This is a genomic window from Reyranella sp. (assembly GCF_965227665.1).
GTDB lineage: Bacteria > Pseudomonadota > Alphaproteobacteria > Reyranellales > Reyranellaceae > Reyranella.
Map to the genome: position 1 here is coordinate 1,022,188 of NZ_OZ245767.1, position 25,015 is coordinate 1,047,202.

Sequence of the window (25,015 nt, forward strand, 5' to 3'; positions counted from 1 at the left end):
GCTACCGAGGTAGCGTTTGCTGCCCGCTAAGAATGGTGCACCTGCGAAGAGAATGCAAGAGCGAAAAAGAGCCCTGAATTCACATATTTAGCGTTCGTTGATGTCTGATCGGGGGTGTGGCGTTTTTGCAACGCACAAGAATAGTGCGATGCAGCTTTGCACTGTGCGCATTGCTTCAGCAAACGCGCGGGGTATGTGATTTATGTAAGGTGTTCAAATACTTAAGCCAAGGATGGAGGGGTTGTTGCCCAAGAAGTTCGTAGTCGCGATGATGATGCACGAGACCAATACGTTCTCGCCCCTGCCCACCCCGATCGAATCTTTTGCCCGGGCCGGCTCGCTGAGCGGCCCCGTCGCCATCAAGGAGGCCGAGGGCACCAACACCTCCCTGGGCGGCTTCATCGAGGTGGCGCGCAAGGCCGGCGCCGAGTTCACCGTCCCTATGGCCGCCTCTGCCCATCCGTCGGGCCTGGTCACCAAAGCGGCATACGAGCAGATGACCACGGCGATCGTGGACGAGATCAAGAAGGGCTGCGACGCCGTCCTGCTGGCTCTGCACGGCGCCATGGTGGCTGAGCACTACGACGACGGCGAAGGCGAGCTCCTGAACCGCATCCGGAAGATCGCGCCGGACGTGCCGATCGCCGTGGCGCTCGATTTCCACACCCAGATGACCGACGCCATGGTGAACGGCGCCACGATCATGACCGGCTACCGCACCTACCCCCATATCGACATGGCCGACACGGCCCGTCGCGCCGGCCGCACGCTGATGCGTACCCTGGCGGGCGAAGTCGAGCCGAAGATGGTCTGGGGCAACCGCCCGATCATGAGCAGCTCGCTGGTCCATACCCCCTCGCGCGAGCCGATGAAGACCCTGATGGGCATGGCCAACCAGGCCGAGGATACCGGCGAGGTCCTGAATGCGTCGGTGTTCGGCGGCTTCCCGCAGGCCGACATCCCCCACCTCGCCCTCTCCTCCGTCATCGTCTGCGACAAGCGGACGGCCGAAGGCGAGATCCTGCTCAACCGCATCCTCGATACGGCCTGGGAAAAGCGCGAAGGCTTCCTGTTCCATCCCGAGCCGCTGTCGGTCCAGGTCGGGCGCGCCAAGGGCTACACCGACTACCCTGTCGTCATGGCCGACCATGGCGACAACACCGCCTCGGGCGGCACCCAGGACGTGATGAGCGTCATCGAAGAGGCCATGAAGCAGGAACTCGAGGATGCGTGCGCCGGCCCGATCTGCGATCCGGCGTGCGTCGAGCAGATGATCAAGGCCGGCGTCGGCGCCGAAGTCACCCTCGAGCTGGGCGGCAAGATCGACATGCCGGCCATGGGCCTCAAGGGCAAGCCGCTCAAGGTCACCGGCAAGGTCAAGGCCATCACCGACGGGCAGTTCACCGTGACCGGTCCGATGGCCACGGGCACCACGGTGCGCATGGGCCGCACCGCCGTACTCGATACCGGCAAGATGCAGATCGTCGTCTCGGAGAAACGCGCCGAGCCCTACGATCTCGGCGTCTTCACCCATTGCGGCATCGATCCGCGGCGCAAGAAGTACGTGCTGATCAAGTCGCGCCAGCATTTCCGAGCCGGCTTCGAGCCGATCGCCAAGCACATCGTGATGTGCGACGGCGACGGCTGCACCGCCTCCGACCTCAAGCTCTTCAAATACGAGCGCGTGAAGCGCCCGCTCTACCCGTTCGACCTCGACATGCGGCTCGGCCGCAACGAAGCCTAGGAGCCCCCATGGCCACTTACGACATCGTCATCCGCAACGGCCAGGTGGCCGACGGAACAGGCAGGAAGTTGTTCGCCGCCGACGTGGCGGTAAAGGGCGACCGCATCGTCGCCGTCGAGGCACCAGGCACGCTGCGCGGCGACAACGAGATCGACGCCACGGGCAAGGTCGTGGCGCCGGGCTTCATCGACGTCCATACGCACGACGACACCGCACTGATCGACAATCCGAGCATGGCGATGAAGGCGAGCCAGGGCGTCACCACCGTGGTGTGCGGCAATTGCGGCGTCTCAGCCGCGCCCTACGTGCGGCCCGATGTCGGCCACTGGATGTCGCTGATCATCAAGAAGAAGGAAAACCTGTCGAAGGACTTCGCGTCCTTTGCGGGCAAGGTCGATGCGGCGAAGCCCGCCATCAATGGCGCCTTCCTGATCGGCCACGGCACCCTGCGCATCAACTCGATGGGCGACGACCTCAACCGCGTCGCGACGGCGGGCGAGATCAAGCAGATGCGGGAACTGCTCGACCAGAGTCTCGAGCAGGGCGCGATCGGCATGTCGAGCGGCCTGTTCTATGCCGTGTCGAGCCACGCCTCGACGGACGAGGTCGCGGAAGTGGCCGCCCCGCTCGGCCGCTGGGGCGGCGTCTATACCGCCCACATGCGCGACGAGGGCGATCACATCCTGAAGGCGATGGACGAAACGTTCGAGATCGGTCGCCGGGTCGGCGCCGAGATCATCGTCTCGCACCACAAGTGCTCTGGCCGCTCCAACTTCGGCCGCATGAAGGAGACGCTGCCGCACTTCAACGAAGCGATGAAGAAGCAGCAGATCTCCTTCGACGTCTACCCCTATGTCGCCGGCTCGACGATCCTGCGCTCGGACATGCTGGAGCGGGCCGACAAGGTGCTGATCACCTGGTCCGACAAGGTGGCGGGCATGAGCGGGCGCGATCTCCGGGAGATCGCCGAGGAGATGGGCTGCTCGATGAAGGAGGCGGCCGACCGCATCCAGCCGGCCGGCGCCATCTACTTCATGATGGACGAGAAGGACGTGCAGGCCGCGATGTCCCATCCTGGCGCCATGATCGGCTCGGACGGCATCCCGTTCGACGCCCATCCCCATCCGCGCCTGTGGGGCACCTTCCCGCGCGTGCTCGGCCACTATTCGCGCGACCTCGGGCTGTTCCCGCTCGAGGACGCGGTGCGCCGCATGACGTCCTATTCGGCGCAGCGCTTCCACCTCGCCCATCGCGGCGAGGTGAAGCCCGGATTCTATGCCGATCTCTGCATCTTCGATCCGGCGACGGTGATCGACACGGCCACCTTCGAGAAGCCGATCTCGCCGGCCCGGGGCATCGACACGGTCATCTGCAACGGTGCCTTCGCCTGGCGCGAGGGCAAGCCCGGCGGCGGCCAGGCCGGCCGCGCGCTCAACCGCCAGGCCATGCAGGACGAAGCCAGGGCCTGATCGCCGCGTCGGCGACACCCGAGAAAGAAAAGGCCCGCTTCATGCGGGCCTTTTTATTTCCTCAGTCGTTGCCTTCGTCGCGGCGGGTACGCTCCATTCGCTCGTGGCGCTCCTGCGCCTCGACCGACAGGGTCGCGATCGGTCGCGCCTCGAGACGCTTCAACGAGATCGGCTCGCCGGTCTCTTCGCAATAGCCGTAGGTCCCTTCCTCGATCGACTTGATGGCCTGGTCGATCTTGGAGATCAGCTTGCGGAAACGATCCCGCGTCCGCAACTCCAGCGAGCGGTCAGTCTCGGCGGTCGCGCGATCGGCGAGATCGGGCTGCGCGAGGCTCTCTTCCTGCATGTTCTGGAGCGTCTGATTGGATTCCTCGATCAGCTCGTCTTTCCACTTCAGCAGCTTCTGCCGGAAGTATTCCTGCTGCATCGGATTCATGAAAGCTTCACGTTCTGACGGCCGATAATTCTGCGGCAACGTAATCGACATCGTCGGCAACTCCACTCGAAGCCACGACGGTCTGCCCGGGAAGGGCCGACCCTTTTCGAAGCGCGCGGAGTATAGGGATGGGCTTTCGCGGAGCAAGAACGTTTCGGGGCCACGTCCCGATTCAGCCGTGCAGTGCAACAATTACGACGGTTGTAATAATCTGCGCATTTGGAGGCTTTAAGAGGCTCCGGGTCAAACACCATGCCGCAACGCAGCAAATGCCTGCAAAGACAGCAACTTGGCGAACGTAGTGGACGGATCGAAGGCAGGTTCGACGACGAACGCTGCCTCGGCCGCCGCTCCCAGGCTGCCGCCCTCGGTCAGCGCCGCAACGAAGGCCGCCTCCGCCGGGTCGAGGCTCGCGAACGCGGAATCGTCCGGCCGACGCAGGACCAGCACCGATGCCGGCCCCTCCTCCAGGGAAACGGTTCCCGCCGCCGCGCCGGGCTGGGCCGCGTGCCAGATTCGATCGATCGGCCACGGCGAGCGGACCAGTATCGCGCCCGCTGCCAAGGCCAGCTTCAGTTCGAACAGCCGTTCGCCCGCCAGGCCGGCAAGGTCGGAAGCCACCAGCCGCGGCGCCAAGGGTGAGTGGTAAGAGAAGTTCAACGCCCAGTCGAGCCGCGCCACGTCGGCGAGGTAGGGCATCGTCGCCGCCGGACCATAGGCGGAAACATGGGCTGGGAAGCCGGCGCCATACTCCGCCAGGACCGGTTGCCCGGGCAGTTCCTCCCGGACGAATCCCGCTGCCATGGTCCCGAAGAAGGCCTCGCCCACGATTGCCTGGACCGTCGGGAAGGTGGCCGCGAGCGCGCCCGCCAGACTCTGGCGGACATGATGGCGATGGATGCGCAGGCGCGCCGATGCGGCAATCGCATCGCCCACGACCAGATCGGCTAGCGCAGGCCGCTCCTCACCCTCGAGGTGCGCGGCGAAAGCTGCCTGCAGGTCACGCAGCGCGAGCATTGGCCTTGATGCCGAGCGCTTGATCCGCCCGCCGCGCTTCGCCGAGCAGTACGTCGAGAGCCGGAAGATCGGTGTCCCATTCGACGAGCGTCGGGCGCGGCCCGTAGCGCTGCACGATCTCATCGAACAGGGCCCACACGCCCTCGCCCACCCGGCTGCCATGATCGTCGATCAGGACCGTCTCACCGTCGGCATCGTTCACGGCATGGCCGGCGAGATGATACTGGCCGACGGCGGTGACCGGCAGCCCGTCGAGCCACGTGCCGGGATCGAGCCGCAGATTGTGGGCCGTGACGACGATGTTGTTGGCGTCGAGCAACAGCCCGCAGCCGGTTCGCCGGACGAGCTCGGCCAGGAACGCCGGTTCGGACAATGTCGAATGCGCGAACGCGAGATAGCAGGACGGGTTCTCGACCAGAACCTGCCGCCCGAGCCGCTCCTGCAGCCGGTGGACATTGTGCTCGACGACACCGAGCGCTTCTTCGGTATAGGGCAAGGGCAGCAGGTCGTTGAAATAGCGGCCGCCCGCAACGCTCCAGGCGAGATGGTCCGATACGAGCGCAGGCTCAAGCTGACGGATCAGCGTCGCGACACGATCGAGATGCACCTCGTCGAGCCCGTCGACCGAACCGAGCGAGAGGCCCACCGCGTGGACCGAGACTTCATAGTCCTCGCGCAGGCGCTCGAGGGTCCCAAGCGCCGGCGAATGCGCGAGGTAGTTCTCGGCATGGATTTCGAGGAAGCCGGTCGCCGGCCGGTCGCGCACGATTTCCGCGAGATGCGGCGACCGCAGCCCGATGCCCGCGACCGGCTTCATGCTCAGCTCGCTGTGAGCTTGCCGCCGACGATCTTCTCGCAGGCGCCCTTGGGCACGGACACCCAGGCATCGGCCTGCGCATCCTTCTTGGACGTCCCGGCACACGACGACTTCGCCGTCTGGCAGTCGTTCTTGCCGGCCTTCGCAATGCCGTAGCACTTCTCCATGTTGCCCTGCGCCTGGCTGGTGGCAGCCGGCAGCACGAGAGCGGCGGCGAGAGCCGAGGCGATGGCGACGCGAGTGCTGTTCATTGTGTCCTCCATGACATGATGACGCCCAGTCTATACTGCAGATTGAGGCGGCAGGGCGTCAGGCAGCCGCCAACGTACCCACAGAGGCGGAGTAACGATAACTTGTTCGACAAGCCCGGCAATGGGCTGCTGAGCCCCGGCGACTTCGTCCGTCATCCCGCTCGACCGGACTGGGGCCTGGGCCAGATCCAGTCGATGATCGGTCATCGCATCACCGTCAATTTCGAGAATGCCGGCAAGGTCGTGATCGATGGCAACGTCATCGAACTCGCTCCAGACGACGCATCGCCTCGCTGAGTTCGGCGGGCGTGTTGACGTTCAGGAACGGCGCGGCGTTGCCCGGCCAGACCAATTCCTCGAAGGCGTAGCGCTGGGCGAAGGTCTCGACCCGCCGCATGCCCTCCTCGAGGATGGCGCGGCGCAGATCCGCCGCGAGCTTCACCGACCAGATGGCCAATGTATGTTCGCGGCGTTTGCCATGACGCACCATCAGCACGTCCGGCTCCGGCACGTGCATCAGGCCGCACAGCCGGACGGTGAGATCGAGCGGCAGGAACGGCACGTCGGCGGGCGCCGTAAGGATCCAGCCGCAATGGGGATGATGGTCCCGCGCCCATTCCATCCCCGCCAGGACGCCGGCCAGAGGCCCCAGGCGTCGTCCCTCCCGTCGGGCCATCTCCTGGATATCGGGCGGGTCGGCGATCACCGGCACTCCCAGCCCGCGAAATTCCGGCGCCGGGTCGTTGGCCACGATGACGAGATCCATGACCTGCGGACGCAACCGGTCCACGACGTGCGCTACCATGGGCCGGCCCGCCAGCAGGCGTAGCGGCTTCAGGGCGCCCGGTCCCATGCGTCGCCCCTCGCCGCCTGCCAGCACCACGCCCACGACGGCACCGCTGCGCACGGGCCCGAATTTCTGCAACGCTTTCGTCGACATGGTGGCACTATGCGACGATGAAGAAATCAAGCAAGGGGGAGCCTCCAATGACGTTCAGCATCGCCAAGGCGGCAACGTGGCTGCATCAGGTCGACAAGGCGCGCGCCGTGGTCGGATGGTGGCCGGAACGGTTCGCGACCGACGACGAGCGCCTCGCCTACAAGGTCCAGGATGCCTTTCTGAAGAAGCAGGTCGTCAAGCAGGGTCCGCTGGTCGGCTACAAGATCGCGCTGACCTCGCCGCAGATCCTGGCGCAGACCGGACTGAAGGGCCCGGCCTACGGACCGATCCGCAAGAAGCGCGTGTTCGAACATAAGGCGACCGTCCGTGCCGATCGCTGGACGCGCCTGGGGGCCGAACTGGAGATCATCCTGATCGTCAACGCCGACGTGCCGGCGCCCAAGGCCAAGCCCTACGACAGGGACTCGATCGCGCAATATGTCGGCGAAGCGCGCGCCGGGTTCGAACTGATCGAGGACCGTGGTGCCGACTACAGCCGCCTCGCCGTCAATCCGCTGATCATGGATGCCGGCTGGAACGGCGGCTCGCTGCTCGCCAAGCCCAACAAGGATTGGGCGAAACTCGATCTCGGCAACCTGAACGGCGCCGTCTCCTTCGACGGCAAGGTCGTGCGGGAGGGCCACTCGGGCGACGTACTCGGACATTGCTACAATGCGCTGGCTTGGCTGGCGAACAAGCTCGGCGATCACGGCAAGCGCCTCAGGAAGGGCATGATCGTGTCGTCGGGAAGTATGGTCGCCTGTCAGTTCGTGCCGCCGGGCAGCACCGCCACCGGCAGGATCGAAGGACTGGGCGAAGTCACGCTGAAATACGAATTGCCCAAATAAAGACGCTCATCTGAAGGTCGCGTCGGGCCGGAGCTGCCGCCACGACAGGCGGCGCACCGCCTCCCGCCCGACCACGAGCGCCTCGTAGTCGTCGGGAAAGAGCTGCGCGATTGCCGGGTCGAGCGCATTGAGACCGCCGGCATAGGCGCCGAACGCCGGGAGGATGAGACGCCTCCCGTCCGTGAGGAAGCATCGCCGCCGCAAGCCCCGCCCCCGCACCGTGAGCGCCGCCACCGGATGATAGTGGCCCGAAATCTCGCCATCGGCCGGCCCGAACAGCGCCTCGTGCCGGAAGATCAGCGAACCCGCCTTGACCTCTTCGGCAATCTCGCCCCAGCCCGCCGGTGGCGGTGCCGGATCGTGGTTGCCGGCAATCCAGACGAAGCGCGCCTTCCTCGTCAGCCGCTCGATTTCGGCGCGCTCGGCGTCAGGCAGGCGATCCACGGCGGCACGGTCGTGAAATGAATCGCCCAGGCAGACGACCGTGCGTGGCTGCACGGCGTCGATCAGCGCCGAGAGCATGCCCAGCGTCTGCTTGGTATCGTAGCGCGGCAGCAGCTTGCGGGCATTGACGGCGTAGGACGACCCTTTCTCCAGATGCAGGTCGGCCACGGCCAGCCATCGCTCCGCCGGCCAGTAGAGCGCGCCCATCGGCAGCGCCTCCAGGCGCTCGCCTGCGCAGATGAATTCCAGGCCTTTCATGGATCGACCATCACCGGCGAGCGGCCGCTCCCATGTGTGCCGCGCCATGCATATTCTGGGACGGCTCAGGGCTTCGCCAGAATGCTGCCACGATGTCTCGGAATTTCATGCGACGCACGATTGACCTGATCGGAGAGCATGCGCAAGCTGGCGCAATGCGTCGCCTGGTGTGTTTCGTCGTCGCTGCCGTCCTCTGCGGACCGCAGCTCGCTTTCGCGCAGATGCAGCCGCATCGTGCCGAGTATGTGCTGCGTCTCGGGGCCGCCGCCAATGCACCGCGGATCGGCACGGCAATCCATGACCTCACGCAGGATTGCGCGGGATGGCACCTCAAGCGCGATATCACGTCCGAGATCGCGCTGACCGCCTCGTGGAAGATGAGCCTGTCCTCCAAGCTGGACGCCGAGGAGCCTCGCAGCGGCAACAGCCTGCGGTACCAGACCACGCAGGTTCAGAATGGCAACACGCGCGAGACCAAGGGGCGCGTCCAGCGCACCCAGGGCGAACTGCGCGCCGAGATCGCGACGGTCGGCGCCCAGCCCTCCCAGTTCTTCCTGCCCTTCGCCACGTTGATGCCGGTGGCCGCGATCGACCACCTCACCGAACGGCTCCGCGCCAACGCCACTTCGTTTCCGGCTCTGATGTTCGATCCCGAAGTGATGAGCGACGGGTTCCTGATCGACGTGACGCAGCTGGAAGATGGCCGTCTGCGGTCGTCCCGGCCGATGGAAAAGCAGGTCGCCCTGCCCAAAGGCAAGTCCTGGCCGGTTTCCATGAGCTTCACCCGCGGCCGCGACCAGGCACAGCGTCCTCTCTTTTCGGTGACGGCGCAGGTGTTCGAGAACGGCGTGCTCGACCGGCTCACCGTCGATACCGGTCTGCTCACGGTGACCGCGGATCTCCAGAGCCTGGAGATGCGACCGGCGCCCAACTGCCCCCGCTCCTGACCTAGCGCACGGCCGATCATCCGTTCGTCCGCCATGTGCGTATCCAGCGCATGTCGGTTTCGATCGTCTGGTTCCGCAGCGACCTTCGCCTCTCGGACAATCCCGCGCTGATCAAGGCGCTGGAGGCCGGGCGTACGGTCGTGCCGGTGTTCGTTCTGGACGAGGAAACCAAGGGTCTGCGGCGGCTCGGCGGCGCTTCGCGTTGGTGGCTGCACTACAGCCTCCACGCGCTCGATGCCTCCCTGCGCGGCCTCGGATCCCGGCTGGTCCTGCGCCGAGGTCCGGCCGAGAAGGTCATCGCCGAACTCGCCGCCGAATGCGGGGCCGAAGCCGTGTTCTGGAATCGCGTTTACGACCAAGGCTCGCGCGAGCGGGATGCGCGCCTGAAGAAGTCGCTCTCCGATAGCGGCATCGCCGTCGAGAGCTGCAAGGCCAACCTGCTCTTCGAGCCCTGGGAGGTCACGACACAGAGCGGCGATGCCTTCAAGGTGTTCACGCCCTTCTGGCGCGCCTGCCGCGCGCTCGCCCCCCCGGCGGCCCCGGCACCCTCTCCGAAGAGCGTGCCGGCGCCCAAGTCCTGGCCGGCCGGCGAGCCGCTCGCCTCCTGGCGCCTGCTGCCCACCGCGCCCGATTGGGCCGGCGGCATACGCGCCGCCTGGACGCCGGGCGAGGACGGCGCCCAATTGCGCCTTACGCATTTCCTCGACGAGGCTCTCGCGGATTATCGCGAGGCGCGAGACCGCCCGGCGATCGAGGGCACGTCCCGCCTGTCTCCCCATCTCGCCTTCGGCGAGATTTCACCGCGTCAGATCTGGCACGCCGCGATGACCCGCGGCGCCTCGGCCGCCACCGAGAAATTTCTGTCGGAAGTCGGGTGGCGCGAGTTCGCGTACCACTTGATCTTCCACAATGGCGATCTGGCGGAGCGAAACTTCCGGCGCGAATTCGATGCCTTCCCGTGGGCCGATCAGACGGGAGCGCTCACGGCCTGGCAACGCGGTGGGACCGGTTATCCCATCGTCGATGCCGGGATGCGCGAACTCTGGACGACCGGCTGGATGCACAATCGCGTGCGGATGATCGCGGCATCCTTCCTGACGAAGGACCTGCTGATCGACTGGCGCCGCGGCGAGCGCTGGTTCTGGGACACGCTCGTCGACGCCGACGTCGCGAACAATGCGACCGGCTGGCAATGGGTCGCCGGCTGCGGCGCCGACGCGGCTCCCTACTTCCGTGTGTTCAACCCGGTTCTCCAGGGTGAGAAATTCGATCCCGACGGAGAGTACGTCCGGCGCTGGGTGCCCGAACTCGCCCACCTGCCCAGCGCTACGATTCATCGTCCCTGGGCGGCCGCCGTCCCGGCTGAAGTCTATCCGGGGCGGATCGTCGAGCACGGCGCCGCCCGGGATCGGGCCCTGGCCGCCTTCCAAACCATCAAGAAATCAGCGTAGAAGCATCCGGGGGAGCGTACGAAAATGAAAATCGCCGTCATCGGCGCCGGCGTGTCCGGTCTCGGAGCCGCCTGGCTCCTCAGCCGCAGCCACGACGTGGTCGTCTACGAGCGCGAGAACCGTTTCGGCGGCCACTCCTGCACGGTCGACGCCCCGACGAAGCACGGGCGCCTGCCGGTCGATGTCGGCTTCATCGTGTTCAACGAGCGCAACTATCCCAATCTGATCGCCCTGTTCGATCATCTCGGCGTGCCGACCGAGCCGTCCGACATGTCGTTCGCCGTCAGCCTCGACGATGGCGGCTTCGAGTATGCAAGTTCGTTCGCCGGCTACTTCGCCCAGCGCCGCAACCTCGCCCGCCCCTCGTTCCTGCGCATGACCCATGACATCCTGCGGTTCAACCGGATGGCCCCGCAGCTTCTCGACCAGGCGGAGAACCTCGACTTCACGATCGGCGACTTCGTCGAGCAGGCGGGCTTCGGTGCGGCCTTCCGCGACCGCTATCTCGTGCCGATGGCGGCCTGCATCTGGTCGACGCCGCTTGGACGCATGCTCGACTATCCGGCGCAGACGTTCGCGCGCTTCTTCAACAATCACGGCCTCCTGACGATCGGCCCGCAGCTGCAATGGCGCACTGTCAGTGGCGGCAGTCGCTCCTACGTGGAGCGGATTGTGACGCCGCTGCGCGCCCGCGCACGCCTGTCGACGCCGGCCAGTGCGATCCGGCGCCTCGGCGAAGGCGTAGAAGTCCGCGACGCCGGCGGACACTGGGATCGCTTCGACCGGGTCGTGCTCGCCTGCCATGCCGACCAGGCTCTTTCGCTTCTAACCGACGCCGACCAGACGGAGCGCGACCTGCTCGGCCGCTTCGCCTATTCGACCAACGAGGTATGGCTGCATGGCGACGAGAGCCTGATGCCGAAGCGCCGGAGCGCCTGGGCGAGTTGGAACTACGTCGCCGACAGCCGCAGCCGCGATACCAACGTCAGCGTGACCTACTGGATGAATCGCCTGCAGAACCTGCCCGACAGCGTCCCGTTGTTCGTGTCGGTGAATCCGGGCCGTGTTCCGGCGCCGGCGACGGCGCATTCGCGCTTCTCCTTCGAGCATCCGATGTACGACGCGGCGGCCATCCGCGCGCAGCGCGATCTGCATCGCATCCAGGGTGTGCGGGGCACCTATTTCTGCGGCAGCTATTGCGGCTACGGTTTCCACGAGGATGCCTTGTCGGCCGGCCTGGACGTCGCCGAGCAACTCGGCGTCCATCGCCCCTGGCCGCGGCCCGACGAGCACCGCCGGATCGGCGATCCGCCTCGGGTCGTGGCCGACCGGCCGGCGATCCCGCCGCTGCCGGTTCCCGTGGCCGCCCGCACCGCGGCCGAGACACCGTGAGCCCCGCGTCTCCTCATTCGATCGTCGATGCCACGATCGTCCATCGGCGGCTGAGGCCGCGCGAGAACGCCTTCCGCTACGAGGTCGGCTATCTCTGCCTCGGCCTCGATGCGCTCGAAAGCGCCGCCGGCCGCTGGCTGAAGGTCGACCGCCGCGGCGCCGTCTCCTTTCGCCGCGCCGACCACGGCGCCAGGGATGGGTCGGACCTCAAGCGCTGGCTGGAGGAAATCCTGCGCCAGCGAGGCGTCGCGGATTTCTGCGACGGCGAGGTCTTGCTGATGACCATGCCCCGCATGCTGGGCTACGTGTTCAATCCGGTGAGCTTCTGGTTCTGCCGCGATCGAGCCGGCGTGCTCCGGGCCGTCCTGTGCGAGGTCAACAATACGTTCGGCGAGAGCCACTGCTACCTCGTCCATCACGACGACGGCGCGCCCATCGAGGCCGACCAGTGGTTCGAAGGCCGCAAGGTGTTTCACGTCTCGCCGTTCCTGCCGATCGAGGGCGGCTATCGCTTCCGCTTCCGTCTCGACGCCGAGCGCGCGCATGTCGACGTGAACTATCATGACGACCAAGGCCTGATGCTCGCCACGTCGGTGGGCGGGCGGCGCGAAGCGTTGGACGATCGCGGCATCCTGCGGCGCTTCCTCGCCAACCCGACCATGACTCTCGGCGTCATGGTCCGCATCCACTGGCAGGCCTTGCATCTGTGGCGGAAGCGGGCGAGATTTTACACTAAGCCAGCACCGCCGTCGGAGCTCGTGACCCGCTGACTTGCACTTCGGACCGCATGCCCCTCGCCGCCCGGTTTATCCTCAAATCCCTGGAACGCCTGTCCGTCGGACGCCTGACCGTGCGACTTCCCGACGGCAAGGTGCGCACCTTCGGAAACCCAGACGCTGTGCCCCATGCCGAGATCGACGTGCGGGACTGGCGATTCTTTCGCCGGGTCCTGCTCGACGGCGACATGGGATTCGCCGAAGCCTACATGGAAGGCTTCTGCGAATCGCCCGACCTTCCGACGCTCATCACCCTGCTTCTCGCCAACGAACAGGCGCTGGGCAAGATGACACGGACGAACTTCTTTCACGGGCTGCTGCTCAAGTTCCTGCACCGGCGGCACGAGAACACGCGAGAGGGGTCGAAGAAGAACATCCACGCCCATTACGATCTCGGAAACGAATTCTACGGCCTGTGGCTCGACCCCTCGATGACCTACTCCTCCGCCCTGTACGAGGGCGAAGCCGAGAAACCGCTCGAGGCCGCCCAGATCGCCAAATATGAGCGTATACTGACCCAGCTCGGCGCTCGCCAGGGCGACAGCATCCTGGAGATCGGATGCGGCTGGGGCGGCTTTGCCGAGGTGGCCGCCCGGCGCGGGATGCGGGTCACGGGTGTGACCATTTCCAAGGAGCAGCTCGAGTACGCGCGTGCGCGCCTGCAGCGGGCGGGCCTGGCCGACAGGGTCGACCTGCAGTTCCGCGACTATCGCGACATCGAGGGCCGCTACGACCATATCGTGTCGATCGAGATGATCGAGGCCGTGGGCGAGCGGTTCTGGCCGGACTATTTCGCCACCCTCAAGCGGCATGTGGTGCCGGGCGGGTCCGCGATCGTCCAGGCCATCGTCATTGCCGACGACTTCTTCGAGCGCTACCGCAAGCACCCGGACTTCATCCAGACCTACGTATTCCCCGGCGGCATGCTCCTGTCTCCTGCCAGCCTGCGCGAGCAGTGCCGGCAGGCCGGCCTGAAGGTGGCGGAACTCTACAGTTTCGGACTGGACTATGCGCGGACCCTGGAAACCTGGCTCGGCCGCTTCGACGGGGTGGCCGACCAGGTCGGCCGCATGGGCTTCGACGAGCGTTTCCGCCGCATGTGGCGGTATTACCTTGCCTATTGTGCCGCAGGCTTCTCTACGCGCCGCACGGACGTTTTGCAGGCACACTTCAGGCATATATAACGGTCGGCAATCAAAAGGCCGCCAGTCAAAGGTGAGCCGAACAGGAAGGCAGAATCCGCGTGCATGCGCCCAAGTCCGGCCTCGGCTCGACGACGTCCATAAGGCTGCGTTTCGACCGTCTCGTCGCCTACTCGACCAATCAGCTTCCGCTCAACATGGCGGCGCTGCCGGTGGTCCTGAACGTCAGCCATTTCTATGGCGAGGTGCTCAAGGTGCCACTCGGCATCATGGGCCTGATCTTCATCACGACGCGCGTGATCGATGCGATTCAGGATCCGGTGATCGGTCTGATCAGCGACAAGTTCACCCATCGCGGCCCGCGCGGGCGCCTCACCTTCGTGGCCCTGATGCTGCCGCTGCTGGTCGGCGGCTTCTACATGCTGTTCCATCCGCCGGTCTCTCTGTTCACCCAGCCCGTGTGGCTGGCGACCTGGCTGTTCGTCGCGCTCCTCGTGGTGCATCTCGGCTATGCCGGCGTGTCGATCAGCTATCACGCCCACGGGGCAGAGCTGACCGATGACTACAATGAGCGAACCAGGGTCACGGTCGGCCGCGAGGTTTTCGGCCTGATCGGCATGACCCTCGCGGTCGTGCTCCCCACCTACTTCACCGCCCAGATGGGCGAGCACGCCGGCTACGTCTACATGGGGCTGATCTTCATCCCCATCGCCGTGCTGTTCTCCCTGCCGACCCTGCTCTGGTCGCCCCCCTCGGTCCATCCGCCGGTCGTGCGCGAGAATCCGGAAATCCATGTCCGGTACTTCCGCGACTGGTTGATCGGCCTGATGCCGTCGCTGGCCCGACCGACCCGCAACATGGAGCGAAGCGCCTCGATCAAGACTTTGATCCCGTTCTTCGCGCCGCTGAAAAACAGGCTGTTTCGCCGCCTGCTGCTCGTCTTCATCGTCAATGGCGCGGCGCTGGGCGTCGCGGTCTCGGTGATGCTCTTCTACGTCGAGCATGTGCTGAAGGGGAACAAGCTGCAGGCCGGCATCATCTTGCTGGTCTATTTCGGCGCCGCCGCCGCCAGCGTGCCGCTCTGGATGCTGTTGTCGCGCCGCTTCAGCAAGACGGCCGCGTGGTTCATCGCCATGGTTCTGACGGCCGTGGCGATGTCGTTCGGCGTCTTTCTCGGCGCCGGCGACTTCGTCTGGTTCATGCCGATCGCCATCATCACCGGCCTTGGCATCGGGGCCGACTACGGCCTGCCGCCGTCGGTCCTGGCCGATATCATCAACTCCGACGAGGGCAAGGACACCAAGGGCGACACCGGCGCCTATTTCGGCCTGTGGGCACTTTCGACCAAGCTGGCGACGGCGATCGGCGCCGCCGGCTCGCTGCCGGTGGCGGCGGTCCTCGGGTTCAATCCGTCTCAGGGCCTGTACAGCGGGACGGCGTTGATCTTCGTCTATATTGTCGTTCCGGTGATCATCAAGATCATCGCCGCGCTGCTCATCTGGTACATTCGGATCGAGGCCGACCGCGGCTCGGTGCGCGACGAGCTCCTCGGACGGGGCGTCTCCAGGGTCAACTAAGCGAGGAAGTCGAGCCTCAGCGGCTGGCGCAGGCCGAAATCGTACGACTGGCCCCAGCAGCCGCGGGCCAGCGTGGCGAAGACGTTGCGGAAGTCGACCGTGTGCCTGAGGTCGCCGTCCGGAAGATCCGACAGCGACGGATAGACTCCGTGCAGGCCGCCCTTCACGCCGCCGCCCATGACGAATTGCGGCGCTGAGGTTCCGTGATCGGTGCCGCCGCTGGCGTTCTGCCGGGCGCGCCGGCCGAACTCGGAATAGGTCATCACGACCACGTCCTTCCACAGGTCGGCCGCGATCAGGTTCCGGCGCAACGTCGCGAGGTTGGCGGCAAGAAAAGCCAGGAGGCGTTCGTGTGTGGGCGCCTGGTTGGCATGGGTGTCGAAGCCGCCCAGCGCCACCTTGATGGCCACGACCGGCACCTTGGCCGCAAGGATTCGCGTCGCGAGGTCGAGCTGTCGGCCGAGGAGAAACTCCTGGCCATAGGCCTCGGCTGGCGCCGGAACGTCGTGCAGCCGGTCGCGCAGGCCCGCCGCGGCGGCATTGATCTCCCGCCGCACCGACAGCAGGTGATGGAGGGCCGGATTGCCGCCATCGCCGGGCATTGGAGCCGGGCGGACCGCGTTGGCCTGTCGCAGGAAGTTCTCGGCATCCTGCATCACGATGGTGCGCAAGGACGGTCCGGTCGCGGGCAACGCATTGGTGTCCGCCACGATACAGTCGACGCCGACGCCTTTGGCCAGGCTGGCACCGTTGAAGGCCTGGGCAACCCAGCCCTCGCTCAACGTCTGCGACGATGCGGAGGCCGTGTCCCATATTTCGATCGACCGGAAGTGCGAGCGGTTCGGATAGGGATAGCCGACACCCTGGAGGATCGCGAGATCGCCCGCCTTCCACGACTCCATCAAAGGCAGGAGCTTCTCATGCAGGCCGACCCTCTCGTCGAGCTGCAGGACCCGCTCGCGGGGCACGCCGATCCCGGCGCGCAGTTCGCGGTACTTCGCGTCGGCATAGGGCACGAGCGTGTTCAGCCCGTCATTGCCGCCCTTCAGCTCGATCAGCAGGAGGGTACGATTCATGGTCCCCTCCTCACTTCAGCTGGTAGGACGTGTCGAGCAGCGCCGACGCCACGACCGCGCCGGCCGACCCGTTCATGGCCACGCCGTCGACCGGTTCGACCGGCAGAAGCGTGCGTAGCAGCATTGCATTGTCGATGCCGGCCAGGGACGGGCCGAGGCGCAGTTCGTTGCCGGCATTGCGCAGGCTGCGGCCTTCGACGGGACGCGACGGTTCCATCGCCATCTTGGTGTCGACGGCAGGAAGCTGCTCGCGGCGGTCGGCACGACGGTTGGGGCGGTCTGCCATCCGCATGCCCCCCTCCATCGGCGCAACGGTGGTTGCCTCGATCATGCGACGCACGAACTGCTGGCGCAGCAGCAGCGTATAGGTCGAGATCCAGCTCTCGCCGCCGGCCCAACCCTTTACGTTCGGCGGGTTGAACGGCACCTGGCCCAGGCCCTGCAGCATACGGACAAGCCCTGTCTTCTCCGGCACCGGCAGGCCGAGCACATGAACCGATCCGACGATGAGGTCGACAGGCGACTTGATGAGGGCGCCGCGGTTGGCGCGGTCACGGAAGGCGGTGGACAGGAAGAGATCACGCATCAGTGGCCTGATCTCGTACCCACCCTGGCGGAAGCTCGCGGCGAGGCGCGTTACTTCGGCAGGGTCCGGCCGCAGCGACACGAACTCCCGCCACAGCTTCTCGACGACCATCTCAGCGGTGCGCGGATGCGCGAGCAGGATATTCAGGATCGCGTCACCGCCGAAGCGGCCGGACTTCCCGAGAAACGTCTTCTGGCCGTCGTCGTGACGGCCCGGTTGATCGACGAAAGCCCCCGAGTCGCGATCGACGCTCCAGCCGGTGAAGGCTCGCGCCGCCGCCTTGATGTCGGACTCTCCATAATTGCCCTCGCCCAATGTGAAGAGCTCGAGCAGCTCGCGGGCGAAGTTCTCGTTGGGCTGGCGCGCCACCGATCCCCTGCCGTCGAGATAGATCAGCATGGCTGGATCGCGTGCCACCGCCTTGAGCAGTGTCGCATAGTTGCCGAGCGCCTCCCGCCGGAACAGTGCATTCTGGCGGAACAGGGACGACGGATAACGCACCTTCTCCAAGGAGGAGGTGAAGTGCCCGTGCCAGAAGAGCGTCATGCGCTCGACCAGCGGCTGATCGGTCGCAATCATCTCCTCGACCCACCAGTTCTTCAGTTCGCGGCCCTGCTCGCGTACCGGCAGCACGACTTCCAGCTTCTTGCCGTCGATGCCCTGCTTGCGTCCCGCCTCGGCCGCCCGCTGACGGCGCTGGAGTTCCGCCGGACCCATGTCGATCCAGCCCGGCGCGGGCGTCACGGCCTCGCGGCGGGGATCGGCAAGCAGCCGATCGACCGCGGCCGCGTAATCGAGCGCTTCGAGCGCCTGGATTTCGGCCGGCGTCACGCCGAATGATGTGCGCGACAGCAGGTGCCGCGCTTCGTCGAACCCCATCGCCGGTGCCGCATATACCGGACCGGCAGACCGCAGACCGGAGGCCAGCCCGGCCGAAAGCGCCAAGCCGCCTCCCATGAAGTTGCGACGGCCCAGCTGCGCGCTCATGACGACACCCTCCTATTGCGGGGGTCGCGGGGGTCCCCCCGCCGGCGGACGGGGCGGTGTCGGCGGCGGTGCGACCCGGTCGACCAGCAGCTCTTGCAGGCGTTCGCGCTGGTCGGGCCGCAGGGACGGCTGGAGCTCCAGAAGGGTGCGCAGCGTTTCCTTCTGCTGCTCGGCGCGCAGGTGGCTTACCTGATCGATGAGACCGTCGACCTTGGACATGTCCACGGGCGTACGTCCCAACTCGATACCCGTCTGCTCGCGGACGCGCTGGATGTCCTGCAACCGCTCGCGGCGTTCATTGGCGTAGCGATCGAACAGGTCCTTCATCCGCTGGCGCTGTTCGCCGTCGAGGCCGAGATCGCGCACGACCATCTCGACGGGATTGAAGCGGGGACCGCCGGGCTGCCCGGGTCCTCGCGGCGGTGGCGGCGGATGCATCTCGAATGGCGGCGCGATCCAGCTCCGGTAGACGAAGCCGACGAGCACGAACGTGTTCAGAAGCAGCGATAACGCCAGCAGGGTCTGAAGCAGACGCGAATTCATGTCAGATGCCGTCGCCCGCGAAGAACTCGCCGACCTCGTTCGAGGCCGTCGTCTTCACGTTGGCCGAGTCGATCGTGGAATTGCCATCGCGCTGCTGCGCGAGCGATTCGCCCAGGCCGCCACCGACCATGAAGCCGCCCGTCGCGATGACCAGCGCGGCCGCCGCCATCACTCCCTGCTGAAGCATATGACGCGGGCCGGGAAAGAGGCCGCGCCCCGAAAACCATCTCCCGAAGAAACCGCCGCCGGACGCTCTTCGCTCGGCCTCGAACCCCACCAGCGAGCGAGCTCGCACGACCATCCTCTCCGGCGCGGCCGGCAGGGGTTTGCCCAGAATATCGGCAAGATCGAGCGCAGCCTGCCGCAGCGTCGGATCCGCTGCCACCGCCGCCTCGATCGGGGCAGCCGCCTCTTCCGAAAGCCGGCCGTCGAGCCAGGCGGCGAGGTCCATCTCGCTTAACACCGCAGGCGCGACATCGGGCCGGCTGGCGAGGCTCCGCCACAGCTCCTTGTCGCTCCTCGGGGTCCGCCGCTGGGTGGTCATGGGTCGCTCCTGCTCATACTACGCCAAAACATCGCGCTTCATCCCCTGTCACCGGGATCTTCCTCGCGAAAATGCGCCCGCAGCCTCAGGAGGGCCTTGTGATGGGTGCTGCGAATGGTCTGGGCATCGACCGACAGCAATCGTGCGACTTCCATGACGTCCCGCTCCTCGTCGTACAGGTACCTGAGGATCAGGACCTGTCGGGCGGTGAGCAGCCCCTCCGGGATCTTCAGCTTTTCGACATGCCGGTCCTCGACGCCCAGAAAGGCCTCGGGCACGTCGTCGATCGGCTCAGTCGCCTGCCGACGCCTTCGCATATGATCGATGGCGCACGACCGGGCCACCACCGACAGCCAGGTCGGAAGGCCGGCCCGCGCCGGATCGTAAGTTTTCAACAGCCTGAAATCCTGCGCGCACAGGCGCACGAACACGTCCTGGGCGGCGTCCATTACGTCATCCTCACCCACCCGATACGAAGTGAGGGTCCGCCGGACGACGGCATTGATCAACGGCGCGGCCGCAAGGACGAACGCATCCCACGTTCGCTTGTCGCCTTTGGTGAGCGCCTGCAGATCGATCTGGTTCAGTTCAGCCACGCCACGATCTTTCTGCCTGTCCGCCCTGCAGTTTAACAGGCTTTGTGGCGAAAAAGGGTCCCGCTACAGTCCCTCCCCCACTTGAGGAGTATCGATGAGCGAATCGCTGACACGGCAACTGAAATTCACAAAGCATGCGGTTCGCGGCAAGGGCGTCGTCGTCGCCCAGAATGCCAAGGCTGCGGAAGTCGGCGCCTCGATCCTGCGCAAGGGCGGCAATGCCATTGATGCGGCGGTCGCGACCGGCATGGCCATTGGCGCCCTCGAGCCCTGGATGAGCGGCATCGGCGGCGTCGGGTTCATGACGATCTGGAGCGCCAAGGAACAGCGCGCCTGGACGGTCGACTATGGTCCCGTCTCGGCGAAGAAGCTTGATCCGTCGGTCTACGAGATCGTCGGCCCCGGCCCCGCCAACCCGTTCGCCTGGCCCGACATCAAAGAGCAGCGCAACGAAGTCGGCTATCACTCGATCGCCGTGCCCGGCATGGTCGCGGGTCTGGCCAAGGCACTGGAGCGCTTCGGCACCGTCGCCTGGAAGGATGTCCTGCAGCCCGGCGTCGAGATCGCCCAGCGCGGCATGGAACTCGACTGGTACATGCAGGTGATGATCGCCAACGGCGCCAAGCATCTTGAGAAGTTCCCTGCCTCCAAGGCCAATTACCTGTGCGACGACGGCCGCGTGCCGGCCAGCGACTGGGCCGGCACCCGTCGCTACATCAAGCTCGGCAACCTCGGCGAAACGATGCGGCGGCTGGCCGAAGCAGGCCCTCGGGAATTCTACGAGGGCAGCCTCGCCCGCGACATTGCCGCCGATCTGCAGGCCGGCGGCTCGGCCATCTCCTATGACGATCTCGCCGGCTACGAAGCCAAGATCGTCGATCCCCTCGCCTTCGAGCACAATGGGGTCACCATCAATGTCGCGGGCGGCCTCACGGCCGGTCCGACCCTGCGCCGCGCCATTGAGCTCGCGGGCGCCGCGACCAAGGGCAAGGGCGCGCCCGGCGCCGAATTCTTCGCCGCCATCGCCGAGGGCATGCACAAGGCCTACGACGAACGCCTGAAGACCCTGGGCGACAAGCCGACCGACACTTGCACCACCCATTTCTGCGCCGCCGACTCAGAAGGCAACATGGTGGCGCTGACCCAGACCCTGATGAGCCTGTTCGGCTCGTGCGTGATGCTGCCCAAGACCGGCATCACCATGAACAACGGCATGCTGTGGTTCGATCCCGAGCCCAACCGCCCCAACTCGATCGCGCCGGGCAAGAAGCCGCTTTGCAACATCTGCCCGGTCGTCGTGGTCAAGGACGGCCAGCCGTGGTTCTGCATCGGGGCGTCGGGCGGGCGGCGCATCGTGCCGGCCGTTTCCCAGCTCTCCCTGATGATGATCGACCGCGGCATGGACGTCGAAGCGGCCTTCCATCAGCCGCGAGTGGATATTTCCGGCGTCGGCCCGATCCGGGTGAATCGCGACCTGCCCGACGAGGTGAAGAAGGCGATCGCCGCCAGGCTGCCGATCGTCGAGGTCGACAATCCGGTTTCGCCGCTGGGATTTGCCAATCCCTCCTGCATCGTTCGAGATCCCAAGACCGGTGAACTGACCGGCATGAACGAGGTCATGTCACCCTGGGCGGGCGGCGCGGCGCAGTAATTACAAAAATCCTCCCGCCGGCGCCCTGTCGGCGGGAGGGCATCCGGCAACCCACGCCGGCCGTCAGTGATGGCGAGCGGGCGGCTGGGAGATACGGTCGACGATGGCAATGCCCACGGCCGAGAGGATAAACAGGGCGTGGATGATCGACTGCCACATGATGGCGGCTTCGGTATAGGTCGCGTCCGGTTTGCCGAGGCTGCCGGCTTCGATGAACGTCCGCAGCAGGTGGATCGACGAAATCCCGATGATCGCCATTGCCAGCTTGATCTTGAGGACGCTCGCATTGACGTGGCTCAGCCATTCCGGCTGGTCGGGATGGCGGTTCAGCTCCATGCGCGACACGAAAGTCTCGTAACCGCCCACGATCACCATGATCAGCAGGTTGGAGATCATGACCACGTCGATCAGGCCCAGCACGATCAGCATGGCCTGCAACTCGGTCACGCTGGGGCTCTCGACGACGAGGTGCAGCAGCTCCTTCAGGAACAGGAAGACGTAGACGACCTGCGCCACGATCAGCCCCAGATAGAGCGGAAGCTGAAGCCATCGTGACGCGAAGATGAATCGGGGGATCGGCCGCAGGCTGCGGGGGTCACGTAGCGGTTCTGAACGCGTGTCTTCGGTCGCCATATGTGCACTCTCCAAAGTTTCGGGAGGCGCATTTGCCCGATCTCATCGGGCGCCGCAACCGGCCTGCGATTACATTCCCAACGCAGCCTGATCTTTGTCGACAGCCAGCAAGGCGGAGAGTTCGTCGGGGTCCACAGGCACGACCTGGCGGGTCTGGCCGGGCGCCGGGGCTGCCGGAAGGTAGATCATCGTCGCCGTGCGCAGGTAGGCGCCGAAGCTAAGTCCCTCCAGAGGCTCCTCCTCGGTCACGACGCGATAGGTGCCGGCGGGCTGCGCGCCCTCCACCGCTGAGAGCGAGAACGGCCGGGTGAATGTTACGGAGGTGAGCGTGGTGCGCGTGGACATGATCTCTCCAGGCGCAAGACTTCGCGGGACGCTGCGCAGCCGCCCCTTCTCATATGGGGCGACGGCTCGGGATTGTCAGGAGCGGGGGCGGATTAATCGACCCTGTCAGCCCACCGCCGCAGCAGGCACATTCGCGGGCGTCGGCAGCGGGGGCAGCGCCTCCCCTCCCGGGTCGTTGGACGGCGAGCTGGTGTGCACCACGACATTGGCGCCATCCTTCGCGAACTCGAAACCGAGCGCCGGGAAAGTGCTGAACATGCGCTTGATGGCCTCGCGCTGGATCGCCGCCGGATTGCCCGGCCGGGCCGTAAACTTGAACCGCACGACGATGGCATTGCCGGTGATGTCGGCGACACCCTGCATCTTGAAGGGCGCCAGGATCTGATCGGCGAGGGCGGGCATCTCCATCAACTCGGCACCGATCTTCTTGGAGGCCTTGCGCAGCTTCTCGATGTCGGTGTCGCGGGCGAAGCGCAGGTTGAACTTCGTGGTGATCCAGTCGCGGCTGAAGTTGGTGATCTGGCCGAGCTGACCGAACGGGATCGTATGGACCTGGCCGTTCTGGTGCCGCAGCTTGATCGATCGCAGGGTGAAGCCTTCGACCGTGCCCTTGGCCTTGCCGCAATCGATATACTCGCCGACCCGGAATGCATCGTCGGACAGGTAGAAAAGGCCCGACACGATATCCTTCACCAGCGTCTGGCTACCGAAGGAAATGGCAATGCCGAACACCGAGGCGCCGGCGATCAGCGGTGTGATGTTGATGCCAAAATCCTGCAGCGCGATCATCACCGCGATCAGGATGATCAGAACGGCCGCGGTGCGCCGGATCAGCGGCATCATGGTGCTGAGCCGCGAAGCCGGTCCAGTCGCCGCGTCGCCGTCGGCAATCGCCTGTGCGGCATCCTTTGTCTTTGCCCCCATATAGGGATCGGTCATGTACTTGAAGAGTTCCCAGGCGACGAACGCCACGAACAGGGTGACGCCGGCGGTCCGGGAGGACCTGGTGAGCTGCTCCCACTCGTTGTCGCTCACGAGATGCAGGACCTGAACGACCCAGCTCTCGGCGATCAGCACGGTCACCCCGATCAGCACCGCCACACGGATGCAGCGCGCCACCACGTCGGGCAGCTTCGGCGTCGAGCTGGCCGGTGTCCGCCCGGCAAGTTGGGAGTCGAGACGGCGCACGAAGGCCTGCATCAGCGTCTCGAAGATCAGGACGCCGACGACAAGGTTGAGCGTGAGAACCATCGCCGAGCCGACATGCATGGACCCGGAAACGGCTCCGTAGATGAGCGTCACGCCCAGCGCGATGAAGAACAGCGGAGCGATGGGAATCCACCTTCGGCCCAGCCCACCGATCACCGGCGCGAGCTCCCGCAGGCCGCCGAACCACTGCTGCGCGGCAACACGCGACCGGAAGGCCAGCCAGAGGAACGCCGCGAGATAAAGGAAGCCGCCGAGCACCTGGAAGGCCGCAAGGGCGTCCGTCGGCGTGCGAATGGCGACGAGGACCTGGCCCAGGATACGCATGAGGACAATGACCAGCATCACCACGGAAATGCGCAGATACATGGCCTTCGCCTCCCGATCGTCGACCGTACAGAGGCGCGCAGTCGGCAGCTCGGGCTGCAGAATGATGCGGAACAGCAGGATATACAGGCGCCAGGAGAAGATGCCCGCCAGCACAGCGGCAGCCAGCCTGTCCTGGCCCGTCGTACCCGTGAACCAGGCCCCGGTGGCTGCATTGCAGATCAGCCAGACGGCCAGCACGCCCAACCCGTCCAGGATGGCGAGCCCCACGAGGTGGGCGATCGAACGCCCGCCGTATTCCGCCCCGGTGCTCGCGGCGAGCCGCGCCCGGAAACGGTGAAGCAGGAGACGCAGAAGGGCCTCGGCTGCGACGGCGACCACAGCCACGGCACAGAGAAGCAGCAGGAAGGCCGAAGCCCCTCGCCCACCTGCGGTCTGCTGGTCGAGAAGGCTCGGAATGCGGGCGAGTTCGGTGCCGAGCATGGGAAGTGCGTTGACCACCTTGACCGTGCCATCGATCAGGGCCGCGAACGGATCGGGCCCCGCCTTGGGCTCGACCCTCACGATCTTGGGCGGCGGCGGCGCCTTCGACTTCGCCTTGGATTCGGACGCGGCGGGCGCCGGAGCAGGCGCGGCGGCAGGTGCCGGTGCCAGCGCACCTTCGGCCTTCAGCTTCTCGGAGACTGAATTGCTGATCGCATCGACCAACGAGTCGAACTGGTCCTGCGAGAGCCCGGCGGGCGGAGAGGCCGGCGCCTGAGCCTGTGCCGACACGCCCCACCCCAGGGCAAGCGTCAACGCCAATGCGAGCATGCGAAGAGCGTTCACGATCCAGATCCTTCCGTAAGCCAAGGTGCCGTACAGCCAGTCGTTTCCGGCTCTTACACTACTTCTGTAAGTTTTCGAACCCTGTTCACGATTGGGAGGCACGGGGGCAGGCAGCGCCGGCAGGTCGGTAACCTTGTTCCGCGCGCAACAGCCTGGTCGGCCTTGTCGTCAGGCGAGCCGCGGG

25 protein-coding genes are annotated in these 25,015 nt (G+C 65.9%); 11 read left to right on the top strand and 14 right to left on the bottom strand.

Features of this window, described 5'->3' with window-relative positions:
• Nucleotides 1-244 precede the first annotated feature (244 nt).
• Both ACO07I_RS04940 and ACO07I_RS04945 read left to right on the top strand, forming a co-directional pair.
• Nucleotides 245-1,744 (top strand): M81 family metallopeptidase, encoded by a 1,500-nt coding sequence (locus ACO07I_RS04940; protein ID WP_422014911.1) that lies wholly within the window; start codon nucleotides 245-247, stop codon nucleotides 1,742-1,744.
• 8 nt (nucleotides 1,745-1,752) lie between these two features.
• A complete protein-coding gene (locus ACO07I_RS04945) occupies nucleotides 1,753-3,213 on the top strand; it encodes an N-acyl-D-amino-acid deacylase family protein (protein WP_422014913.1) in 1,461 nt (486 codons plus the stop codon).
• Between the two features lie 61 nt (nucleotides 3,214-3,274).
• On the opposite strand, the gene dksA is transcribed toward ACO07I_RS04945, so the two are convergent.
• The 4 genes from dksA to ACO07I_RS04965 form a co-directional block, all read right to left on the bottom strand.
• Nucleotides 3,275-3,700, bottom strand: coding sequence for an RNA polymerase-binding protein DksA (dksA, locus tag ACO07I_RS04950; protein WP_295137970.1), 426 nt, complete (start codon nucleotides 3,698-3,700; stop codon nucleotides 3,275-3,277).
• 192 nt (nucleotides 3,701-3,892) lie between these two features.
• Nucleotides 3,893-4,666, bottom strand: a complete 774-nt coding sequence (locus ACO07I_RS04955; protein ID WP_422014916.1) for a putative DNA-binding domain-containing protein — start codon at nucleotides 4,664-4,666, stop codon at nucleotides 3,893-3,895.
• A complete protein-coding gene (locus ACO07I_RS04960; RefSeq protein WP_422014918.1) occupies nucleotides 4,650-5,483 on the bottom strand; it encodes a DUF692 domain-containing protein in 834 nt (277 codons plus the stop codon). Before ACO07I_RS04960 ends, ACO07I_RS04955 begins: the two co-directional genes overlap by 17 nt.
• Nucleotides 5,484-5,485: 2 nt before the next feature.
• On the bottom strand, nucleotides 5,486-5,734 hold the full coding sequence (locus ACO07I_RS04965) for a DUF2282 domain-containing protein (RefSeq protein ID WP_298317859.1): 249 nt from the start codon (nucleotides 5,732-5,734) through the stop codon (nucleotides 5,486-5,488).
• A 102-nt stretch (nucleotides 5,735-5,836) separates the two neighbouring features.
• Here ACO07I_RS04965 and ACO07I_RS04970 point away from each other — a divergent pair, with 102 nt between their 5' ends.
• The gene (locus tag ACO07I_RS04970) at nucleotides 5,837-6,031 is read left to right on the top strand and encodes a DUF3553 domain-containing protein (RefSeq protein ID WP_422014920.1); all 195 of its coding nucleotides are present in this window, start codon (nucleotides 5,837-5,839) and stop codon (nucleotides 6,029-6,031) included.
• On the opposite strand, the gene mobA is transcribed toward ACO07I_RS04970, so the two are convergent.
• On the bottom strand, nucleotides 5,994-6,674 hold the full coding sequence (gene mobA / locus ACO07I_RS04975) for a molybdenum cofactor guanylyltransferase MobA (RefSeq protein WP_422014922.1): 681 nt from the start codon (nucleotides 6,672-6,674) through the stop codon (nucleotides 5,994-5,996). The two genes, ACO07I_RS04970 and mobA, sit on opposite strands and share 38 nt — an antisense overlap.
• Before the next feature lie 47 nt (nucleotides 6,675-6,721).
• On the opposite strand from mobA, the gene ACO07I_RS04980 reads away from it, so the two are divergent.
• Complete coding sequence (locus ACO07I_RS04980; protein ID WP_422014924.1) at nucleotides 6,722-7,522, top strand: 2-keto-4-pentenoate hydratase; 801 nt, start codon at nucleotides 6,722-6,724, stop codon at nucleotides 7,520-7,522.
• Between the two features lie 6 nt (nucleotides 7,523-7,528).
• Here ACO07I_RS04980 and pdeM read toward each other — a convergent pair whose 3' ends face one another.
• Nucleotides 7,529-8,224, bottom strand: a complete 696-nt coding sequence (pdeM, locus tag ACO07I_RS04985; RefSeq protein ID WP_422014926.1) for a ligase-associated DNA damage response endonuclease PdeM — start codon at nucleotides 8,222-8,224, stop codon at nucleotides 7,529-7,531.
• A 155-nt stretch (nucleotides 8,225-8,379) separates the two neighbouring features.
• Between pdeM and ACO07I_RS04990 the strand changes: the two genes are divergently transcribed.
• The 6 genes from ACO07I_RS04990 to ACO07I_RS05015 are packed head-to-tail and all read left to right on the top strand — an operon-like array spanning nucleotide 8,380 to nucleotide 15,509.
• Nucleotides 8,380-9,171, top strand: a complete 792-nt coding sequence (locus ACO07I_RS04990; protein WP_422014928.1) for an EipB family protein — start codon at nucleotides 8,380-8,382, stop codon at nucleotides 9,169-9,171.
• A gap of 50 nt (nucleotides 9,172-9,221) precedes the next feature.
• Nucleotides 9,222-10,622 (top strand): cryptochrome/photolyase family protein, encoded by a 1,401-nt coding sequence (locus ACO07I_RS04995; RefSeq protein ID WP_422014930.1) that lies wholly within the window; start codon nucleotides 9,222-9,224, stop codon nucleotides 10,620-10,622.
• A gap of 24 nt (nucleotides 10,623-10,646) precedes the next feature.
• Entirely contained in the window at nucleotides 10,647-12,014 is a 1,368-nt protein-coding gene (locus ACO07I_RS05000; RefSeq protein ID WP_422014932.1) for an NAD(P)/FAD-dependent oxidoreductase, read from the top strand.
• Nucleotides 12,011-12,784 carry a DUF1365 domain-containing protein gene (locus ACO07I_RS05005; RefSeq protein ID WP_422014934.1) on the top strand — a complete coding sequence of 258 codons (774 nt, stop codon included), beginning with the start codon at nucleotides 12,011-12,013 and terminating at the stop codon, nucleotides 12,782-12,784. Before ACO07I_RS05000 ends, ACO07I_RS05005 begins: the two co-directional genes overlap by 4 nt.
• A gap of 17 nt (nucleotides 12,785-12,801) precedes the next feature.
• Nucleotides 12,802-13,974, top strand: a complete 1,173-nt coding sequence (locus tag ACO07I_RS05010; protein WP_422014936.1) for a class I SAM-dependent methyltransferase — start codon at nucleotides 12,802-12,804, stop codon at nucleotides 13,972-13,974.
• Nucleotides 13,975-14,033: 59 nt separating this feature from the next.
• Complete coding sequence (locus ACO07I_RS05015) at nucleotides 14,034-15,509, top strand: MFS transporter (protein WP_422014938.1); 1,476 nt, start codon at nucleotides 14,034-14,036, stop codon at nucleotides 15,507-15,509.
• Here ACO07I_RS05015 and ACO07I_RS05020 read toward each other — a convergent pair.
• The 5 genes from ACO07I_RS05020 to ACO07I_RS05040 are packed head-to-tail and all read right to left on the bottom strand — an operon-like array spanning nucleotide 15,506 to nucleotide 19,841.
• Entirely contained in the window at nucleotides 15,506-16,585 is a 1,080-nt protein-coding gene (locus ACO07I_RS05020; protein WP_422014940.1) for a DUF1501 domain-containing protein, read from the bottom strand. The genes ACO07I_RS05015 and ACO07I_RS05020 overlap by 4 nt on opposite strands.
• A 10-nt stretch (nucleotides 16,586-16,595) precedes the next feature.
• Nucleotides 16,596-18,158, bottom strand: a complete 1,563-nt coding sequence (locus ACO07I_RS05025; protein WP_422014942.1) for a DUF1800 domain-containing protein — start codon at nucleotides 18,156-18,158, stop codon at nucleotides 16,596-16,598.
• A 12-nt stretch (nucleotides 18,159-18,170) separates the two neighbouring features.
• Entirely contained in the window at nucleotides 18,171-18,701 is a 531-nt protein-coding gene (locus tag ACO07I_RS05030; RefSeq protein WP_422014944.1) for a Spy/CpxP family protein refolding chaperone, read from the bottom strand.
• A 1-nt stretch (nucleotide 18,702) separates the two neighbouring features.
• On the bottom strand, nucleotides 18,703-19,245 hold the full coding sequence (locus ACO07I_RS05035; RefSeq protein ID WP_422014946.1) for a hypothetical protein: 543 nt from the start codon (nucleotides 19,243-19,245) through the stop codon (nucleotides 18,703-18,705).
• A gap of 38 nt (nucleotides 19,246-19,283) precedes the next feature.
• Nucleotides 19,284-19,841: an RNA polymerase sigma factor gene (locus ACO07I_RS05040; protein WP_422014948.1), complete on the bottom strand. Its 558-nt coding sequence runs from the start codon at nucleotides 19,839-19,841 to the stop codon at nucleotides 19,284-19,286.
• Between the two features lie 94 nt (nucleotides 19,842-19,935).
• Between ACO07I_RS05040 and ACO07I_RS05045 the strand changes: the two genes are divergently transcribed.
• Nucleotides 19,936-21,492 carry a gamma-glutamyltransferase family protein gene (locus tag ACO07I_RS05045; protein ID WP_422014950.1) on the top strand — a complete coding sequence of 519 codons (1,557 nt, stop codon included), beginning with the start codon at nucleotides 19,936-19,938 and terminating at the stop codon, nucleotides 21,490-21,492.
• Between the two features lie 63 nt (nucleotides 21,493-21,555).
• On the opposite strand, the gene ACO07I_RS05050 is transcribed toward ACO07I_RS05045, so the two are convergent.
• The 3 genes from ACO07I_RS05050 to ACO07I_RS05060 form a co-directional block, all read right to left on the bottom strand.
• The gene (locus ACO07I_RS05050; protein WP_422014952.1) at nucleotides 21,556-22,125 is read right to left on the bottom strand and encodes a TIGR00645 family protein; all 570 of its coding nucleotides are present in this window, start codon (nucleotides 22,123-22,125) and stop codon (nucleotides 21,556-21,558) included.
• Nucleotides 22,126-22,194: 69 nt separating this feature from the next.
• Nucleotides 22,195-22,470, bottom strand: coding sequence for a hypothetical protein (locus tag ACO07I_RS05055; RefSeq protein ID WP_422014954.1), 276 nt, complete (start codon nucleotides 22,468-22,470; stop codon nucleotides 22,195-22,197).
• A gap of 105 nt (nucleotides 22,471-22,575) precedes the next feature.
• Entirely contained in the window at nucleotides 22,576-24,831 is a 2,256-nt protein-coding gene (locus tag ACO07I_RS05060) for a mechanosensitive ion channel family protein (RefSeq protein ID WP_422014956.1), read from the bottom strand.
• Nucleotides 24,832-25,015 lie beyond the last annotated feature (184 nt).

Excerpts from the sequence above, each read along its gene's own strand:
- ACO07I_RS04945 (WP_422014913.1), top strand. The coding sequence starts at position 1,753 with ATGGCCACTTACGACATCGTCATCCGCAACGGCCAGGTGGCCGACGGA.
- dksA (WP_295137970.1), bottom strand. The coding sequence starts at position 3,700 with ATGTCGATTACGTTGCCGCAGAATTATCGGCCGTCAGAACGTGAAGCT.
- ACO07I_RS04955 (WP_422014916.1), bottom strand. The coding sequence starts at position 4,666 with ATGCTCGCGCTGCGTGACCTGCAGGCAGCTTTCGCCGCGCACCTCGAG.
- ACO07I_RS04960 (WP_422014918.1), bottom strand. The coding sequence starts at position 5,483 with ATGAAGCCGGTCGCGGGCATCGGGCTGCGGTCGCCGCATCTCGCGGAA.
- ACO07I_RS04965 (WP_298317859.1), bottom strand. The coding sequence starts at position 5,734 with ATGAACAGCACTCGCGTCGCCATCGCCTCGGCTCTCGCCGCCGCTCTC.
- mobA (WP_422014922.1), bottom strand. The coding sequence starts at position 6,674 with ATGTCGACGAAAGCGTTGCAGAAATTCGGGCCCGTGCGCAGCGGTGCC.
- ACO07I_RS04980 (WP_422014924.1), top strand. The coding sequence starts at position 6,722 with ATGACGTTCAGCATCGCCAAGGCGGCAACGTGGCTGCATCAGGTCGAC.
- pdeM (WP_422014926.1), bottom strand. The coding sequence starts at position 8,224 with ATGAAAGGCCTGGAATTCATCTGCGCAGGCGAGCGCCTGGAGGCGCTG.
- ACO07I_RS04990 (WP_422014928.1), top strand. The coding sequence starts at position 8,380 with ATGCGTCGCCTGGTGTGTTTCGTCGTCGCTGCCGTCCTCTGCGGACCG.
- ACO07I_RS04995 (WP_422014930.1), top strand. The coding sequence starts at position 9,222 with ATGTCGGTTTCGATCGTCTGGTTCCGCAGCGACCTTCGCCTCTCGGAC.
- ACO07I_RS05000 (WP_422014932.1), top strand. The coding sequence starts at position 10,647 with ATGAAAATCGCCGTCATCGGCGCCGGCGTGTCCGGTCTCGGAGCCGCC.
- ACO07I_RS05010 (WP_422014936.1), top strand. The coding sequence starts at position 12,802 with ATGCCCCTCGCCGCCCGGTTTATCCTCAAATCCCTGGAACGCCTGTCC.
- ACO07I_RS05020 (WP_422014940.1), bottom strand. The coding sequence starts at position 16,585 with ATGAATCGTACCCTCCTGCTGATCGAGCTGAAGGGCGGCAATGACGGG.
- ACO07I_RS05025 (WP_422014942.1), bottom strand. The coding sequence starts at position 18,158 with ATGAGCGCGCAGCTGGGCCGTCGCAACTTCATGGGAGGCGGCTTGGCG.
- ACO07I_RS05030 (WP_422014944.1), bottom strand. The coding sequence starts at position 18,701 with ATGAATTCGCGTCTGCTTCAGACCCTGCTGGCGTTATCGCTGCTTCTG.
- ACO07I_RS05035 (WP_422014946.1), bottom strand. The coding sequence starts at position 19,245 with ATGACCACCCAGCGGCGGACCCCGAGGAGCGACAAGGAGCTGTGGCGG.
- ACO07I_RS05045 (WP_422014950.1), top strand. The coding sequence starts at position 19,936 with ATGAGCGAATCGCTGACACGGCAACTGAAATTCACAAAGCATGCGGTT.
- ACO07I_RS05050 (WP_422014952.1), bottom strand. The coding sequence starts at position 22,125 with ATGGCGACCGAAGACACGCGTTCAGAACCGCTACGTGACCCCCGCAGC.
- ACO07I_RS05055 (WP_422014954.1), bottom strand. The coding sequence starts at position 22,470 with ATGTCCACGCGCACCACGCTCACCTCCGTAACATTCACCCGGCCGTTC.